At 44.8% G+C, this 17,900-nt stretch carries 17 protein-coding genes; 4 read left to right on the forward strand and 13 right to left on the reverse strand.

Going from position 1 to position 17,900, the window contains the following annotated elements; translation table 11 throughout:
* Positions 1-133: 133 nt before the first annotated feature.
* Both K08M4_RS11090 and dnaQ read right to left on the reverse strand, forming a co-directional pair.
* Complete coding sequence (locus tag K08M4_RS11090) at positions 134-1,381, reverse strand: TIGR03503 family protein (protein WP_086049899.1); 1,248 nt, start codon at positions 1,379-1,381, stop codon at positions 134-136.
* 9 nt (positions 1,382-1,390) lie between these two features.
* On the reverse strand, positions 1,391-2,158 hold the full coding sequence (gene dnaQ / locus K08M4_RS11095; protein WP_198299290.1) for a DNA polymerase III subunit epsilon: 768 nt from the start codon (positions 2,156-2,158) through the stop codon (positions 1,391-1,393).
* A 56-nt stretch (positions 2,159-2,214) separates the two neighbouring features.
* On the opposite strand from dnaQ, the gene rnhA reads away from it, so the two are divergent.
* Positions 2,215-2,679, forward strand: coding sequence for a ribonuclease HI (rnhA, locus tag K08M4_RS11100; RefSeq protein WP_009847394.1), 465 nt, complete (start codon positions 2,215-2,217; stop codon positions 2,677-2,679).
* A gap of 76 nt (positions 2,680-2,755) precedes the next feature.
* On the opposite strand, the gene K08M4_RS11105 is transcribed toward rnhA, so the two are convergent.
* Positions 2,756-3,541 (reverse strand): class I SAM-dependent methyltransferase, encoded by a 786-nt coding sequence (locus tag K08M4_RS11105; RefSeq protein ID WP_086049900.1) that lies wholly within the window; start codon positions 3,539-3,541, stop codon positions 2,756-2,758.
* A 53-nt stretch (positions 3,542-3,594) separates the two neighbouring features.
* On the opposite strand from K08M4_RS11105, the gene gloB reads away from it, so the two are divergent.
* The 3 genes from gloB (at position 3,595) to K08M4_RS11120 (ending at position 6,678) form a co-directional block, all read left to right on the forward strand.
* Positions 3,595-4,353 (forward strand): hydroxyacylglutathione hydrolase, encoded by a 759-nt coding sequence (gene gloB / locus K08M4_RS11110; protein ID WP_009847396.1) that lies wholly within the window; start codon positions 3,595-3,597, stop codon positions 4,351-4,353.
* 70 nt (positions 4,354-4,423) lie between these two features.
* A complete protein-coding gene (locus tag K08M4_RS11115; protein WP_086049901.1) occupies positions 4,424-5,995 on the forward strand; it encodes a LysM peptidoglycan-binding domain-containing protein in 1,572 nt (523 codons plus the stop codon).
* A complete protein-coding gene (locus K08M4_RS11120) occupies positions 5,992-6,678 on the forward strand; it encodes a YIP1 family protein (protein WP_086049902.1) in 687 nt (228 codons plus the stop codon). Before K08M4_RS11115 ends, K08M4_RS11120 begins: the two co-directional genes overlap by 4 nt.
* A gap of 110 nt (positions 6,679-6,788) precedes the next feature.
* On the opposite strand, the gene K08M4_RS11125 is transcribed toward K08M4_RS11120, so the two are convergent.
* The 10 genes from K08M4_RS11125 to fabZ form a co-directional block, all read right to left on the reverse strand.
* A complete protein-coding gene (locus K08M4_RS11125; protein ID WP_086049903.1) occupies positions 6,789-7,631 on the reverse strand; it encodes an endonuclease/exonuclease/phosphatase family protein in 843 nt (280 codons plus the stop codon).
* 60 nt (positions 7,632-7,691) lie between these two features.
* Positions 7,692-8,030 carry a nitrogen regulatory protein P-II gene (gene glnB, locus K08M4_RS11130; RefSeq protein WP_017063373.1) on the reverse strand — a complete coding sequence of 113 codons (339 nt, stop codon included), beginning with the start codon at positions 8,028-8,030 and terminating at the stop codon, positions 7,692-7,694.
* Positions 8,031-8,160: 130 nt separating this feature from the next.
* Positions 8,161-8,484, reverse strand: coding sequence for a c-type cytochrome (locus K08M4_RS11135; RefSeq protein ID WP_435532554.1), 324 nt, complete (start codon positions 8,482-8,484; stop codon positions 8,161-8,163).
* A 46-nt stretch (positions 8,485-8,530) separates the two neighbouring features.
* Complete coding sequence (gene tilS / locus K08M4_RS11140) at positions 8,531-9,871, reverse strand: tRNA lysidine(34) synthetase TilS (RefSeq protein ID WP_086049905.1); 1,341 nt, start codon at positions 9,869-9,871, stop codon at positions 8,531-8,533.
* Between the two features lie 131 nt (positions 9,872-10,002).
* Positions 10,003-10,962: an acetyl-CoA carboxylase carboxyl transferase subunit alpha gene (gene accA / locus K08M4_RS11145; RefSeq protein WP_009847403.1), complete on the reverse strand. Its 960-nt coding sequence runs from the start codon at positions 10,960-10,962 to the stop codon at positions 10,003-10,005.
* A gap of 45 nt (positions 10,963-11,007) precedes the next feature.
* Positions 11,008-14,487, reverse strand: coding sequence for a DNA polymerase III subunit alpha (gene dnaE, locus K08M4_RS11150; protein WP_086049906.1), 3,480 nt, complete (start codon positions 14,485-14,487; stop codon positions 11,008-11,010).
* Between the two features lie 161 nt (positions 14,488-14,648).
* Positions 14,649-15,269, reverse strand: coding sequence for a ribonuclease HII (gene rnhB, locus K08M4_RS11155; protein ID WP_086049907.1), 621 nt, complete (start codon positions 15,267-15,269; stop codon positions 14,649-14,651).
* 48 nt (positions 15,270-15,317) lie between these two features.
* Positions 15,318-16,514, reverse strand: a complete 1,197-nt coding sequence (gene lpxB, locus K08M4_RS11160; protein ID WP_086049908.1) for a lipid-A-disaccharide synthase — start codon at positions 16,512-16,514, stop codon at positions 15,318-15,320.
* A gap of 129 nt (positions 16,515-16,643) precedes the next feature.
* A complete protein-coding gene (gene lpxA / locus K08M4_RS11165) occupies positions 16,644-17,432 on the reverse strand; it encodes an acyl-ACP--UDP-N-acetylglucosamine O-acyltransferase (RefSeq protein ID WP_009847407.1) in 789 nt (262 codons plus the stop codon).
* A gap of 1 nt (position 17,433) precedes the next feature.
* Entirely contained in the window at positions 17,434-17,886 is a 453-nt protein-coding gene (fabZ, locus tag K08M4_RS11170) for a 3-hydroxyacyl-ACP dehydratase FabZ (RefSeq protein ID WP_009847408.1), read from the reverse strand.
* Positions 17,887-17,900: the final 14 nt, after the last annotated feature.

A 17,900-nucleotide genomic window follows, 5' to 3' on the forward strand; every position in this document is an offset into this window, starting at 1 on the left:
TTCATTGTCACAAATTTTAATACTTACTCTGTCGAGGCTTGCTCTATCTAAGTTTAGTCTCTCGAGGTTTGTTGTCCCGACGTTTACTCACTCAAGACAACAATCTCAAGACAACTCTAGAGATACAGACGAGTTACTTAGGCGCCTTGAGCTGCATCTCAGGTAGCGCTCTCTTCTTCGCTGTGATTTTACGTATTACAAACCAAATCAGTAAGCCCAATAAAATCGCAGCCACATTCCCTACCGCTATAATCATTATGCTGCGCTGCCTGTCATCTTCTCTTTTTTGAAGAATCATTAATTTCTCAGCAATACGCTTCTGTTTAGCAAGAGCCTCTTCTTGAAGACGTCGAGATTCAGCTAAATCTATCTCTTGAACAACACTGTACGATTGCTCGGTGATCGGGAAAATCAGTGGACGCTGACTTGACGCATCGGTGGCGTATATCATCCCCGACCAAGTATAAATGCCTAAATCATCATTATAAGGCAGTGATAAAGACACTTTCATCGCATCAGCTTCTGCTTGGCCTTGCTTATACATCACATACCCATCAGGAGCTTTATACTCAATATGAGCTGCTAAAGAACTTGGTGCTATCATACCTAGCTCACCAGACGCCACGACGGTATGAGATAAGCCTTCTTTACGAGACTGAATGAAGGTGGTCGTGATTGGCGTTGGGTAGACCAAGACCTCTTGCTCTTGCGCGCGCAGGAACACACCATTACCAGAAGTAATTCGAGCTCGATATTTACCAGGCTCAATATCCATTGGTAACGACACGGTGAACACACCATCTCCAGATTTTTCGTCAAGATCAACACCATCATCGGCAAATTCACCCATAACAACCGGAATTGGCCGCGCCTCTCTCACTAAGGACTCTTCGTTTTCGACGAACTTAGTGAATGTTACTTTAAGTTTCACTCGGTCAAGAAAGTCACGCAGCACAAGCGGCTTACCGTCTGAAGTCAAACGTGCAGTAAATTTGATATGTTCGGTTTGATACAACTTATCTGGAAATTCATTGGCGTCTAAAACCAGATGAGATAAGAGTTTGATATTATTTTTAGGTGAGACCTTACCTACCGCTTGCCAAGGACCCGGCATCGGATTGTCGATAGAGATAATATCCATTGACGATTCTTGGTACCAACGGACATTATCTGCATGACGCAAAGCGTGGTACTTCTTGCCATCAGGACGAACCAAGACGACAGGTTTAGAATTATCGGCTCGATAGATCACAAAAGTAACTTGCTCGATACTGGGATCAACTCGAAAGCGATTATCCAATAAACTCATTACGGATTCTGTTGCTGCGTGTAAGCCAAAGCTCAACAGCAATAAACAACCGGTAGCCAATACCCTTAACATACTTTCTCCCTACTGACGCCAGAGGCAGCTTCCGCTTTTCTCGACGAGGTCTAAACGACTTTGATGCGCTTCTACTTCATCGGCCGTAGCTCGCAAAACCTTTAGGGATTTTCGACCACTTTCTGCTCTTCGTATGCTTTCGCCTTCGCCTTCTTGTTGGCCAGCGTTAAATTGCAACGAAGTTTGCCCACCCGTCATCAATAAATAGACGTCAGCTAGAATCTCCGCATCGAGCAATGCGCCGTGAAGAGTACGATGCGAGTTATCAATACCATAACGATCACATAAGATATCTAGGTTGTTTCTTTTCCCTGGGAATATCTTCTTCGCCATCGCCAAGGTATCGGTAACTTTACAGTAGTCATCCGTTTTACCTATCGCTGGATTAAGCTTCTCAAACTCATAATCCATAAAGCCCGTATCGAAGGGGGCGTTATGAGCCACCAGCTCCGCACCTTTAATAAAATCGAGAAACTCTTTATGTATGTCTTGGTATTCTGGTTTATCAATCAAGAATTCATCGGTAATACCGTGAACGCCAATTGCCTCTTCTTGAATGGCACGATCGGGCTTGATGTAGACGTGAAAGTGACGCCCAGTCAGTCTACGGTTGATGATCTCTACTGCACCAATTTCAACGATGCGATGCCCCATATAGTGGGGGCCACCTTCTGTATTCATACCGGTGGTTTCGGTATCGAGTACAACGATGCGTTTGTTTTCATTCGAACTGTTTTTTTCGTTCGTGTTTTGTTCTGGAGTGCTACTGGTATTCATAAGGATAACTGTGTCAGACTATGCCGATAATGTGCTTGAGGTAATAGTATCAAATCATGACGAAACAAGTTGAAATTTTCACTGATGGTTCTTGTTTAGGCAACCCAGGTCCCGGCGGCTACGGCATCGTACTTCGCTACAAAAAAGTCGAGAAGACGTTAGCCGAAGGTTTCACCCTGACCACCAATAACCGCATGGAAATGCTCGCCGCTGTTGTGGCTCTCCAAGCCCTCAAAGAGCCTTGCTCTGTCATTCTAACCACAGATAGCCAATACGTGCGTCAAGGTATCACCCAATGGATTCACAACTGGAAAAAACGTGACTGGAAAACAGCTGATAAGAAACCAGTTAAAAACGCAGACTTGTGGCAAAGGCTCGACAAAGAGACGGCGCGCCATAGCGTTGATTGGCGCTGGGTTAAGGGGCACGCGGGGCACCGAGAAAATGAAATGTGTGATGATTTAGCTCGAAGTGCAGCTGAAAACCCGACTCAAGAAGATACGGGCTATCAACCAAGCTAATCACCTTTTGAAATGAGATGTAGATTTCAGAAACAGATTTATAGTTTCTTAAACAGACAGATAGATGAAAAGCCGACTACGAGTCGGCTTTTTCTGTTTTTAACGGATACGAAGTTTTAGCGGAGTCCAAGGTGCGACGCGTATTCGTTCTAAAACTGGCTCCAACCGGAGAAAAACGGCGTTTCAGGTGCCAATGAGGCTTAATCGGTTTAAGCGGATAAGTACGCTTACGAGCAACAATAAAGTATTGGCTACCAGCGAACGATGCGCAGCTGCCTAAGCTGTTCTCCAACCACGTCCACATCGCTTGGTATTTACTCATAGGGAACAGTGCGTAGGTGTCACAATGAATCACTTCATAATTAAGTACGCCTAGCCAATCTTTAATTCGGTTTGGCGTATACATACGCCCACTCCATGGCAAGCTGTTCTTTCGCCAAGGCATCAAACTGGCAAGCCCAGTGACACTGATTGGGTTAAAGCCGGTGATAATGATATAGCCATCGTCCATCATCACTCGATCGACTTCTCTCAATAGTCGGTGTGGGTCGTTGCTATAATCTAACCGATGACTCAGCACCACAACATCAAAGCTTTTCTCCAAAAAGGGCAAATTATAGCCATCCGCTATCACATTATGTAATGGGTTCTGGATATCTAGGTTTACTTGATGTTGAATGTTGCATGTGCAGCTAGAAATCTCACTACTGAGGCCGCCGAGCTTGAGCATGTGGTAACCAAAAAGCTTTGGACACCACTCATCGAGTCGAGTTTGAATTGATTCTCTCAACCAGTCCCCATTGTGCAACTGTGCCCAAGTGTAAGGACGCTCAAACTTCTTTCTGCTACGCGCTGGCTTCATCAATAATCTATCTCACTTATTCTGTCTCACTAAAAGTGACTGGAGAACCAATAATGTTACATATCAAAAGCATACCTGCATTTAACGACAATTACATCTGGCTGATTCAAAATAGCGATCGCCGTTGTGCTGTCGTCGACCCTGGTGATGCAGCTCCAGTATTAGAGTACTTAGCACACCATGAGCTAACTTTAGATGCGATCTTGATTACGCACCACCACCACGATCACATTGGTGGCGTGCCAGAGCTGGTAAGACAATTCCCTGGCGTGGATGTCGTTGGCCCCAAAAATGAACCTATCCCAACCTTAACGCATCCCGTTGATGACGGTGACCAATTAGAGCTGTTTGGCGAAGTATTCCTCGTGCTAGGACTTAGTGGGCACACCGCTGGGCACATTGGTTATGTTGGTGATGCCAAACTGTTTTGTGGCGATGTACTGTTTTCAGCTGGTTGTGGGCGAATCATGGAAGGCACACCACAGCAGATGTTTGATGCATTGAACAAGATCACAGCGCTCCCACAAGAAACCGAGGTTTACTGTGCTCATGAATACACGGCAGCCAATATCGCTTTTGCACTGGCTGTTGAGCCTGACAACCAACATTTGCAACAATACCGCGACCAAGTGAATCGGCTTCGAGCTCAAAATAAGTCGACCATCCCTACAAATTTAAGACAAGAAAAGTTTGTTAACCCCTTCTTACGCTACACAGAACCAAGTGTAGTGAAATCAGTATCTAATCGTACCGAGCAGACCGATCCTTTATCGGTTTTTACCGCTTTACGTGCGTGGAAGAACGAATTTTAACAAATACAGGCTTGTCACTCATAGGGAGTGGCAAGTATTATCATCGGCCGTTTATTAAAAAGGCTGTAACATGCGAGTTAAGTACAGCTGGGCTTTGGTACTACTACTTTCTGGTTGCCAATTAACTCAGTCAGAGAATCCAGACCAAGCTTCCGAGCAAACCAACACCTCCCCTACTAAAGAAGTTTCTCAAGCGAACGTTTCACCGGGAACGACCCGAGAAGAACCAAAAGTTGAAACACCCGTCGTTACTCCACAAACACAACAAGATGTTTGGAAACGTATTGCGATGCAACTTGAAATGGAAGTGCCTGACCAAAAGAAAGTCGACTACTACCGCACTTGGTACCTCAAGCACCCTGGTCATCTAAAAACCGTATCAAAACGCGCTGAACCTTTCCTTTATCTGATCACAACTAAGATTGAAGAAAAAGGCTTACCACTAGAATTGGCATTGTTGCCAGTTGTAGAAAGTTCTTTCGATGCGTTTGCCTACTCTCATGGCAGCGCTGCAGGTCTATGGCAATTTATTTCTGGCACAGGCAAAGCTTACGGACTAGAACAAAACTTCTGGTACGATGGCCGCCGTGACGTAGCCGCTTCAACCGACGCTGCATTGGATTTCTTGACCGACCTAAACAAACGTTTTGATGGGAACTGGCAACACGCAATCGCTGCCTACAACAGTGGCGGTGGTCGTGTGAACAGCGCAATCCGTAAGAACAAGAAGCTGGGTAAGCCAATCGACTTCTTCTCTCTAGACTTGCCAAAAGAGACCAGCAGCTATGTACCTAAGCTACTTGCACTGGCTGACGTGATTGCTAACCAAGAAAAGTATGGCATCGATATCCCTGCGATCCCGAACAAGCCAGTACTGACTCTGGTTAACCCAAGTGAACAACTTGATTTAGCCATTGCCGCAAGCTACGCCGGCATTCCTGTCAAAGAACTGCAAGGCTACAACCCAGCTTATAACCAGTGGGCAACGGCACCAGAGAAACACCAACAATTATTGCTTCCTTTAGGCTCTGTTGAGAAGTTCAACAAAGAAGTGGCAGCCAATAAAGGCAAAGGCATGAAGTTGGTGCGTTACAAGGTTCAGTCTGGTGACAGCATTAGCGTACTCGCAAGCAAATATAACACCACCAGTAAAGTGATCCGCTCAGCAAACGGTTTGAGCAACAATAATATTCGTGTTGGTCAGCACCTATTTATTCCAACATCAACAAAAGACGACAAGACATACGCACTAAGCGCTTCAAATCGCCTAGCAAGCACACAGTCAAAGAGTCGAGGTCAATATAAGCTTAGCCATACCGTAAAAAGTGGTGACAGCCTATGGACGATTGCGCGTGCAAATAAGGTGTCTCACCAATCACTGGCTAAGTGGAATGGCATGGGACCACGCGACACGCTTAGAATTGGTCAAGAACTGGTCATTTGGAAGAATAGTTCAGACGGTGCCATCATCCGAACTGTCTTTTATAACGTAAGATCAGGTGACACAGTCAGCGGTATTGCATCAAAGTTCAAAGTAAAAAGCACAGATGTTGTAAAATGGAACGCTTTGCAGAACAAGAAATACCTACAGCCAGGACAAAAACTGAAGCTGTATGTTGATGTAACTAAGGTAAGTGTATGAACCCGTCAAGTAACCCACTCGTCATGCTGTTGGATATATTCCGTTCACCAACAGCTTGTTTCTTAGCGCTTTATCAAAGAAGTGCTTGGGGATGGCAACCCTACGTCGTATTAATGCTCAGCCCATTCTTATTTTGGGGAGCCTATTTTTCGAATGTAGATTTTGCATGGTTAAGCGCTGAGTTGTCACTGCAACTGGCTCAAACAAACCCTGACCAATTGGCGTTACTTGACAGTAATACTCTACTCGCGAGTGAAATCATCAGTGATGTATTCGGCCGTACGTTAACCATCATTCTGTTGGCATTTTGGTTTAACTTGGCAACAAAGCCAAGCCAACACCAACATAGCTTTTGGCGATGGTTTGCAGCCGCATCGGTTGTGATATTCCCTGCCGTTTTAGGTGATGTAGCAAGCTACGCAAGCTTAATTCTTAAGCATGGACATGTGATGAACTACGCTGCTGATTTGAACAGCATAAATGGCTTAATCAAGTTACCACTTACCAATGAGTGGTCGCAGTTTGCGAGCTCATTACCACTGTTGTTACCTTGGTACATCGTACTAGGTTATGCCGCGGTATTAACGTGGACTGAGTTTGAGCGTGGGCAAGCACTGGTCATCTCTGGCTTGCCATGGGTTGGTTACTACCTAATCTGGGCTCTCTATATTTTAATATTCTAAGCTTGAGTCGATAAAATAAAGGCTAGAGAATACTCACTAGCCTATTTGTTTCATTAGCTAATTATTAAAAGTAACCACTGTGCGAATAGTTAATTGCCATTGGCTTGTTACTATCTAGCCTTAAAGGTCACTCGCATAGGGTTATGATCAGAAGCGTCCGTAATGGGCGCTTTTGCTTTTTCTACATCTAGCCCTCGATAGAACACATGATCGAGCACCAGCCCTGTAATGAACTGAGTTCTGTTATCTGGCTCAAAAGCAACTTCCGTCAAACCTACCTGTTCCAACGCATCTTTCAATACAGTAAAGCGAGCTTCACTCCAGCTATTAAAATCCCCAGCAAAAATAACAGGCCCACGATACTTTTGGAGATTGTCGGTTAAGCTCTTGAGCTGAGCCTCGTAATCTTCCGTACCAAAGGTAAAGTTCACCGCATGGATATTAATCACAGCCAGTTCTTCGCCATTACTTAGCAAGTAGCGAGACCAAAGTGCGGATTTAGGCAATTGAAGCCAAGGTTCTTCATGAGTAAAAGCACAAGCTTCAATCGGTAAATGGGTGGCTAAGTTGAGTACACCCGCACTTTGTTCAAAGGCTTCAAATGCATTCACACGAGTACTTCCCCATTGACCACTCGTTACCCATTGGCGAAGCCCTTCTGTCATACTCGCTTCTTGCAGCAAAACTAAATCGCTATCGGCTGACAGCTTATTTAACTCACTTTGCCAATTATTTCGGTTTTGCTTATAGATATTCCACACGGTAATGTCTAGGCCATCAGACACATCAATCGCTTTCGGGGCAGAGTTTTGGTAGCAGCTGTAAATATCGTTGCTCGTATTTCCAGAAGAAGTGATCAAGTTGGGTTTATTCGGGATCACGAAGATAAAATGAAAACTAACGACAGCAAGCGTTATCAATAGCGAGATAACAATGATGGTTTTCTTAAACATACAGCACCCTACCAGAAATGAAAAAGGAGCGATAAACGCTCCTTTTAGGGTAATAGTTTTTTATACGGCGTCTTCGTCTTCTTCGCCGGTACGAATACGTACCACACGTTCAACTTCAGTAATGAAGATCTTACCGTCACCAATTTTACCAGTTTGAGCCGTTTCGATAATGGTATCAACACATTGGTCAGCCACTTCGTCGGTCACAACAATTTCCAATTTCACTTTAGGTAAAAAATCGACCATGTACTCTGCGCCGCGGTATAGCTCAGTATGACCTTTCTGACGTCCAAAGCCTTTAACTTCAGATACTGTCATACCCGTAATACCCACTTCTGCAAGTGCTTCACGTACATCATCAAGTTTGAATGGCTTGATAATGGCTTCAATCTTTTTCATGTTCATCCCTTAAACTGTGCGAATGGCTCATTATCGGTTAGCTATAGTAAACATTCAATGAAAAAAGCCAGAGCATTAAAGCTCTGGCTCGAAATTTATCATCTTGTTTAATCAGCGCTTTGAGAAGGTATTACTTAAGGCTTGCGTAGTAAGCGGCTAGATTTGCGATGTCTTCATCACTCAGCATAGAAGCTTGAGCCTGCATTACAGCGGCCAAACCGCCGGTGCGCTGGCCGCTCTTATAGGCCTTAATTGATGAAGCGATGTATTGCTCGTTTTGGCCTTTAAGGTTTGGATATCCTGGGATCATTGCGATACCGTCTGCGCCATGACAAGCCGCACAGATTGCCGCTTTTGCTTGACCTGCAGCAACATCACCCGCCAGAGCGTTACCACTCAATACCCCAAGTCCAAGAACTAACCCTAGTGTAATTTTCTTCATTGCATATTCCATTAATTATTTTTATTTAAGTGACGTAGAATTGTGACACAAACTTTTTCTACTTGCTCCAAAGCGCTTCACAATCTTGACCTTCGTAGTTTTTATCTACGAATAAGCCTAGAACAGCGATCACTCGATCGCCATCCATTAATATCGGCGTTCTACGTCTTAACCAACTGGGTACTTGGTATTCCTGAAAAAGCTTTTTGAGTTTTCGACTATGACCACGACCAACCGGGTGAGCCGACAATCCCTCAGGGTTAAAGGTCACTCGCAGTGTTCCGCTCATTTTGTTGAGACTAAAACGTTGCGCCTCACTGTGGTTAGATACACCATCACTCACCGCTGAAGTTAAGTGTAGTTCCCCTAAACCATCAGGCAGAACTAAGCTATCTTCCATTGAGATATCACTTTGCCAGTTCGACAAGTCTTTGGTGTCTTGTACCAAATAGAGCTGATTATTAAAGCGCCTAATCTCAACCTCATTCAACACCAACTTAGGATTGGCATCTGCCTGAGCGCAGGCTACCTCAACCCATATAAGTTTTAGCTGCTTTTGGCTCGGCATCGGTTGATTGCAATGGCTCAACCACATTCTTAGCAAGCGTGCGCGCAGTAAATCAGAATGCTGAGATAAGGCTTCTATTTTTAGGCTCTTACTGTTACTGCCCCCCAAAGCTTGCTGTAAGTGAGACCCAAGTAGTTCGTCGAGTAGCGACTCTTGTTCTGCGCATAATTGAGCGCTTCGGCTAACTGACTCTCGAAAGCTAGGCCAACGCTCTGTCAACGTCGGAGTGACTTGATGACGAATGAAATTTCGGTCAAAGCGCAGATCCTGATTACTCTCATCTTCCACCCAAGCTAAGCCCATATCACGCGCAGACTCTTCAATACCAGTTCTAGTCACAGACAGCAGAGGGCGAACAATGATAGCTTCTCCAAACGGCATCACTTGAGCCATTGAAGAAAGTCCTTTCGGGCCACTGCCACGTTTTAACGCCAACAAAAAAGTTTCAAGTTGGTCATCAATGTGTTGGCCTGTAATTAGAACATCACCAAAACTAAGGTGCTTCTTAAGCGAATCATAACGAGCATCTCGAGCCAGCTTTTCAACGCTTTCTCCGCTGTTAATATCTAGAGATACTCGCTCGATGGCTAAAGGAACCGACGACACATCACACCATGTTTGGCATTGCTCAGCCCAAAGATCAGCATTCTTACTTAGACCGTGATGAACGTGTACCGCACAGCACTCAATGTGATGGGATTTAGCGTATTGCGCAGCCAATTCCAACAACACTCGTGAATCGACACCACCACTGAAAGCAACGACTAACCGACGAGGTTCGAGCTCGCTTTGTTGAAATGCAGAGGTAAAAGTTTCGATTAAGTGAGTCATGGGGTTAAGTGAGCCGTGTGTACTAATGAGAAAGGAGAATGTTTTAATAATAAAAAAGGGTTGGCACTGAGTCCAACCCTTTCATCAACTTGTTACGGAAAGCAAGTCTTATACCTTGCTAAGGTCGCTTATCAGCAGTAACCGTAGCTCATTAGACGCTGGTAACGACGCTCTAGAAGTGCTTCGTTATCAAATTGCTCTAACTCTTCTAACTGCTTAACTAACATGTCTTTCATGTTCTGAGCTGTCTGTATTGGATCGCGGTGCGCGCCACCTAGAGGCTCAGGGATGATTTCATCGATAAGCTCAAGCTCTTTAAGGCGAGGAGCAACTAGGCCCATCGCTTCAGCAGCTTGTGGTGCTTTATCTGAATCGCGCCATAAGATTGAAGCACAACCTTCTGGAGAGATTACTGAGTACGTAGAGTACTGAAGCATGTTCACGTAATCACCAACACCAATCGCTAGTGCACCACCAGAACCGCCTTCACCTACAACGTTACAGATAACCGGAACTGAAAGGCCAGCCATCACTTTTAGGTTCTTAGCGATAGCTTCAGATTGACCGCGCTCTTCAGCACCAACACCTGGGTAAGCACCCGCTGTGTCGATAAAGGTAATGATAGGCATGTTGAAGCGCTCAGCCGTTTCCATTAGGCGAAGTGCCTTACGGTAACCTTCTGGCTTTGGCATACCAAAGTTACGGATCACTTTCTCTTTAGTCTCACGACCTTTCTGGTGACCAATAACCATAACAGGACGGCCATTTAGACGAGCCATACCACCCACAATAGCTTTGTCGTCAGCGTATGCGCGATCGCCCGCCATCTCTTCAAACTCTGTGAATGCATGCTCCAGGTAATCTTTGGTGTAAGGACGTTGAGGGTGACGAGCAAGTTGAGCTACCTGCCATGCACCTAAGTCACTAAAGATTTTCTGTTTAAGCTCTAAGCTTTTTTTCTCTAGTTGTTCGATTTCTTTGTCTAGATCTACCGCTGTGTCACCACCGTGACGTGAAACGTCACGTAGCGCTTCGATTTTTGCTTCAAGTTCAGCGATAGGCTTTTCAAATTCTAGAAAGTTCAGGCTCATCTATGAATCCTTGTTGATTCAGCTCCACAATCATGGAGCTAAATTTTAGTTAAATTCGAGTTCTACTTGGCTATTTCCAAGCAGCTGTTTTAATTCGTCTAGTAATGTATCACTTGGCGTCACACGCCATTCTGTGCCCAATGTTAACCGCGCTCTAGCGTCGACACGCTGGTAGTATACATTGACTGGGACCGTTCCTGCTCTATAAGGTTCTAAGATTTGACTAAAGCGTTCAAAAAATTGACCATTAATTTGGGATTGCTCGATAGATATCGACACTCCACGAGCATATTTCTCACGGGCGCTTCCTAAGTCCATGACCTCGCGCGCGGACATTTTAAGCCCACCATTGAAATCATCAAAGCTGACCTGTCCAGAAACGACCACTATTTTATCTTTTTCGAGCAATTCAGCGTAGCGATCGAGCGCATCCGAGAACAACATCACTTCCATTCGCCCCGATCGGTCGTCGAGGGTCATCAAACCAATTCGAGTTCCGCGCTTCGTGGTCATTACCCTAGCCGCAATGACCAAACCTGCAATCGTTAAGGATTGGTCACGACGAGTCGGCGTCGCATCTTTCAAGCGACAGCTGGTGTATTTCGCAAGTTCTTTAATGTAAGCATTCACCGGGTGACCCGTTAAATACAAACCAAGCGTTTCGCGTTCACCTTCAAGCCAAACCTTCTCAGGCCATTTAGGCACTTGAGTATACTTGTGTTCAACCTCTTCCGGAGCATCGGTCAAAACACCAAACATATCAGATTGACCAAACGACTCTGCATGGTGATGTTGGCTCGCCGCCTTCACCGCATCTTTCAATGATGCCATCATCGCCGCTCGGTGAGGACCTAATCTATCTAAGGCTCCGGATAGAATCAACTTTTCAATAACACGCTTGTTGACCTTCTTCAGATCAAGACGTGCACAGAAGTCGAATAAATCTTTAAAGTAACCGCCTTTGTTACGCGCTTCGATGATGGCTTCAATTGGGCCTTCACCAACCCCTTTAATCGCACCGATGCCATAAACAATCGCGCCATCTTCATCGACATTAAAGCGGTATAAGCCGGAATTAATATCGGGTGGAAGAAGCTTGAGCTTCATACGGAAACACTCATCAACAAGGCCAATAACCTTTTCGGTGTTATCCATATCTGCGGTCATTACTGCCGCCATAAATTCCGCTGGGTAGTGGGTTTTAAGCCACAGCGTTTGATAAGAAACCAGTGCGTATGCAGCCGAGTGAGATTTGTTAAAGCCGTAGCCCGCAAACTTCTCTACCAAGTCAAAGATCTTCATGGACAGTTCGCCATCAACACCATTGGCTTCAGCACCTTCTTTGAAGGTACCACGCTGTTTTGCCATCTCTTCAGGCTTTTTCTTACCCATCGCACGACGCAGCATATCGGCTCCACCAAGCGTATAGCCCGCAAGGATCTGAGCGATTTGCATTACCTGTTCTTGATACAGGATGATGCCATACGTAGGTTCAAGTGTCTCTTTAAGCGATTCGTGTTGCCACTTTTCATCAGGGTAAGATACAGCTTCTCGGCCATGTTTACGGTCGATAAAGTTATCTACCATGCCTGATTGTAGGGGGCCCGGACGGAATAAGGCCACCAATGCGATGATATCTTCAAAACAGTCGGGTTGCAGACGCTTGATCAGATCTTTCATACCGCGGGATTCCAGTTGGAATACCGCCGTCGTTTCAGAATTTTGTAATAAGTTAAATGACGCTTGATCATCCAGAGGAATCGACTCGATACGAACCGGATCTTTCCCCTCTTTCGCTAAGCGAGGGTTTACTAGGCCTAGTGCCCAGTCAATGATCGTCAGTGTACGCAGTCCCAAGAAATCAAACTTAACCAAGCCAGCAGTTTCTACGTCATTCTTATCGAATTGCGTTACTGGGAAGTTACCTTCAGCATCGGCATAGATAGGTGCAAAATCAGTAATCGTGGTCGGTGAGATTACAACACCACCCGCGTGCTTACCTGCGTTTCGCGTACAACCTTCTAGAATTCGACATTTATCAATCAGCTCACGAACTTCTTCATCGCCGTCGTAGAGTTCAGGCAATGCAGGCTCAGCGAGGAATGCTTTCTCTAGCGTCATACCCGGATCAGGCGGAACTAGCTTAGAAATACGGTCAACGAAGCCAAATGGGTGGCCTAATACACGGCCAACGTCACGGATTACCGCTTTTGCCGCCATAGTACCGAAGGTGATGATCTGAGAAACGGCATCACGACCGTACATTTCAGCTACGTGGTCAATAACTTGGTCACGTTTATCCATACAGAAATCGATATCGAAATCGGGCATGGATACACGTTCTGGGTTCAAGAAACGTTCGAACAGCAAGTCATATTCAAGTGGATCAAGATCGGTGATATCAAGTGCGTAAGCCACCAAAGAACCAGCACCAGAACCACGACCTGGGCCTACTGGTACATCGTTATCTTTTGACCACTGGATGAACTCCATTACGATCAAGAAGTAACCTGGGAAACCCATGTTATTAACTACTTCTAGCTCGATTTTAAGTCGCTCATCGTATTCAGGCCTGCGTTCAGCTCTGACTTTTTCATCAGGAAACAGGAATGCTAAACGTCGCTCAAGACCTTCTTCTGATTTTTTGATCAGGAAGTCTTCAATCGCTAAACCTTCCGTTGGGAAGTTAGGTAAGAAGTACTCCCCTAAACGTACAGTCACGTTACAACGCTTAGCGATCTCAACACTGTTCTCCAATGCTTCAGGGATATCTGAGAACAACTCACACATCTCTTCTTCGCTACGGAGGTACTGTTGTGGACTGTAGTTTTTCGGTCGACGTGGATCAACCATGGTAAAGCCGTCGTGAATCGCCACACGGATTTCATGAGCGTCAAACAAGTCTTCGGAAATGAAGACCACTTCATTAGTCGCGACAACAGGTAAGTCTTCTTGCTCGGCTAATTCCAGCGCAAAGTGCAGATAAGACTCTTCGTCCGAACGTCCAGTTCGAATGAGCTCCAGATAAAAACGGTCTGCGAAATGTGTTTTGTAAAACTCAACGCTGCTTGCAACCAACTCTCTATTGCCTTTCAGCAACGCTTTACCAATCTCACCTTCTTTTGCACCCGATAAAAGAATCAGGCCTTCCGCATGTTCAATCAGCCACTCTTTATCAATAACAGGTTGATGCTGTACATGACCACGAAGATAGGCCTTCGAGATCAATAAAGTAAGGTTGTTGTAACCCTTGTTATCCGTGGCCAGTATTGTCAACTTTGTTAACTCGTCACCAAATTCTGGAGACTGCATAACGAAGTCCGCACCAATAATAGGTTTAACCCCACACCCATGGGCAGTACCGTAAAACTTAACCAAGCCACAAAGGTTGGTAAAGTCGGTAAGTGCTAGAGCAGGCATACCCATTTCAGCGACTTTTTTTACTAATGGTGGCACCTTAGATAGGCCATCCACCATCGAAAAGTCACTGTGTACGCGTAGGTGAACAAATTTTGGATCTGACATTATTTTTCCTGAGTTCTAGGCTCAAGCCTAGGATTACAACTGTGTGTATTCTATTTTTTTCTGCCGCAAATAGGCAACTTTATTCGCTGCTACATTTAAATCAATACGAAGCCCTAATCAATATAAAGCTCGAACCAATTTAAAGCGTTGGCCAAAGCACGTTAATCGATACCTAAAATACGTTTTACTGGTTTGAAGCTCTTACGGTAATGTTCGGTTACGCCGTGTTTTTCAATTGCTTCGAAATGCGCTTTAGTTGGGTAACCTTTATGTTTAGCGAAACCAAATTCGGGATGGATCTTATCAAGTTCTTCCATCTCTTGATCACGGACCACTTTAGCAATAATAGACGCCGCACTGATTTCAGCGACTCGTAAGTCACCCTTTACAATAGCCAGACCGGCCATCGGTAGCTCAGGGACTCGGTTTCCATCTATTAGCGCCATATCAGGTTGAACACTCAGCCCGGCAATAGCACGCTGCATAGCTACCATAGTCGCTTGTAAGATATTCAACTCATCAATTTCTTGTGGGGAACAACGACCCACAGACCATGCCAAGGCTTTCTCTTTAATTTCAGGAAGCAGAGCAAGGCGCTTTTTCTCAGACAGTTTTTTTGAATCGTTCAAGCCTTCGATTGGGTTATTCGGATCGAGGATAACCGCGGCGGTAACTACATCACCAACTAACGGCCCACGCCCCACTTCATCAACACCAGCAAATAACTGGTAGCCTTGAGGATACTCAAAAGGAGGAAATTCTTTTTTCTCTTTTACTGCCATGACAATTCTCTTTGTAACTTTTAAGCAAGTGCTTTTGAAAGAAGCACTTTATGATTCAACACATTCTCGACCGATCAATTTCAGAACTGCGTTAGCTGCCTGTTTGTCAGCATCTTTACGAATCCAGTGATGCATTTCAGTAAAGCGTTCAATAAGTGGCGCGTTGTCAGTTGAAAGCATCTTATCGACCGATGGGAAAAGGTAATCTGGGTGACACTCTTCAAGAATGTGTTCTTTTACGATTTCTTCACCCGCTAGGATATTCGGTAACGAGACAAATTCTGTGATCGACAATTTCTTAACGATATAGCCAGTGAGCTTGTTGACCTTGTAGCCAACGACCATCGGGCGTTTCAGCAACATACACTCAAGAGCAACAGTACCAGAAGCTAACAAAACAGAATCAGCAGCAGTAATCACATTGGTAGCCGTATCTTCTACCAAGGTAAATTCAAGTTCAGGTGCCGTCGATTGCCAGATCTCTGTAAACTGTTTCTTGCGCTGTTCATTAACCAATGCAACAACAAAATTGATATCAGGGTACTTTTGCTTAATGCGCTGACAAGTTTCGATAAATGGTTGAGCAATCAAACTCATTTCACCACCACGGCTACCCGGCAATACCGCTAACCACGGCTTATCTTGATCTAAACCTAAAAGATCGCGAGCCTCTTTCTTATTCGGCTCCAGTGGAATAGTATCAGCCAACGTGTGGCCAACGAATTCACAAGCAACGTTATATTTATCATAAAACGCTTTTTCGAATGGTAAGAAAGCCAGTACCAAATCGGTTGCTTTGTCGATTTTAAAGATACGCTTTGGACGCCATGCCCAGACTGAAGGGCTGACATAATGAACAGTCTTAATGCCCGCGTTCTTAAGATCTAATTCAAGTCTTAGATTAAAGTCTGGCGCATCAATACCGACGAAGACATCTGGCGGGTTTTGAGTAAAATACTTAACGAGCTCTGCTTTCACTTTTAGCAAGCGAGGTAAACGACCAAGCACTTCTACAAGCCCCATCACGGCAAGCTCTTCCATTTCGAAAAGAGACTCACAACCAAGAGCCTTCATTTTTGGTCCGCCAATACCCACGAATTCAGCATTCGGATATTGTGATTTGATCGCTTTAATAAAGCCTTCGCCAAGCGTGTCACCAGAGAGTTCTCCGACAACGATACCTACACGCAGAGATTCATTCGAAACAAAGTCCAAGCTATTGGTTGCTGCTTCTTGCTGTGCCATAGTTTTCTAATTCCCTTCTTGCCTAAAACAAAAAAGATCGCCTAACGAGTAGCGATCTTTTTGTTATACCAATCTAACGAGGTAACTATTGTCATACTCATATTGATTGGTACATAACCACATCAAGTATTAACGAATAATACCGCGCTCAGAGCTCTCTAGCATTTCTAACATAGGAGTCACCGAAGCAAACTCTTTCGCCATTTCAACTAAAGCGGCTTTCGCTTCTTCAAGTGTTTTGCCTGAACGGTATAACTCTTTGTACGCTTTCTGTAATGCTCGAATTTCTGGTTTCTCAAATCCGTTACGCTTCAAGCCCACTAGGTTGAGGCCGAATGGAGCGGCATGATTACCCTGTGCAAGCACGTACGGCAGTACATCTTGAACAACCGCAGAACAGCCGCCAATGTAAGCGTAAGCACCAATAGAACAAAATGGGTGAATAGCAGAAAGCGCCATAACACCAGCATAATCGCCAACGGTTACGTGGCCACCAAGAATAGCATTGTTACCAATGTGAGTATGGTTACCAACAATAACATCGTGTGCTACGTGAGCATTTACACAAAGTAAGTTGTCATCGCCAATCACAGTGGTCGCTTTGTCTTGAGTTGTACCACGATGGATCTGAACTGCTTCACGAATCACATTACGGTCACCGATCACAACAGTCGTGTCTTCACCACCGTATTTCTTATCTTGGTTTTCTTCTCCAATCACTGCGTGTGGGAAGATTCGGTTTTGCTTACCAATTGTCGTGTGACCTTTGATCACAACATGCGACATCACTTCAGTGTCGTCACCAATTGTCACGTTACCAGCAATGTAAGTGAAAGGCCCAACCGTCACGTTAGCACCGATAGTTACATCACCTTCGATTACTGCTGCCGGGTGAATTTTCGCTGTTTCATGAATCATATTAAAACTCTCTACGAGCACATTTAAGTTCAGCTGAACATACAACTACGCCGTCAACTTTCGCTACACCGTTGAACGATGCAATGCCACGACGCTCTTTTAAGAACTCAACTTCGATAACCAATTGGTCACCTGGCACTACTGGTTTGCGGAACTTGGCTTTATCGACACTTGCAAAGTAGTAAAGCTCATTACCTGAAGGAGCACCAAAAGATTTAAATGCTAGAAGACCTGTTGCTTGTGCCATTGCTTCTAAGATCAACACGCCTGGGAATACAGGAAGTTGTGGGAAGTGGCCTGTGAACTGAGGTTCGTTAACAGAAACATTCTTAATCGCTGTCAGTGTTTTCTCTTTTTCAAAGCTAGTCACACGATCAACCATTAAGAATGGGTAGCGATGAGGTAATAGTTCCTGAATTTCAGTAATGTTCATCGTTGTCTGTTCAGTAGTCAAAGTCGTATTCCTAT

Source organism: Vibrio syngnathi (assembly GCF_002119525.1).
GTDB lineage: Bacteria > Pseudomonadota > Gammaproteobacteria > Enterobacterales > Vibrionaceae > Vibrio > Vibrio syngnathi.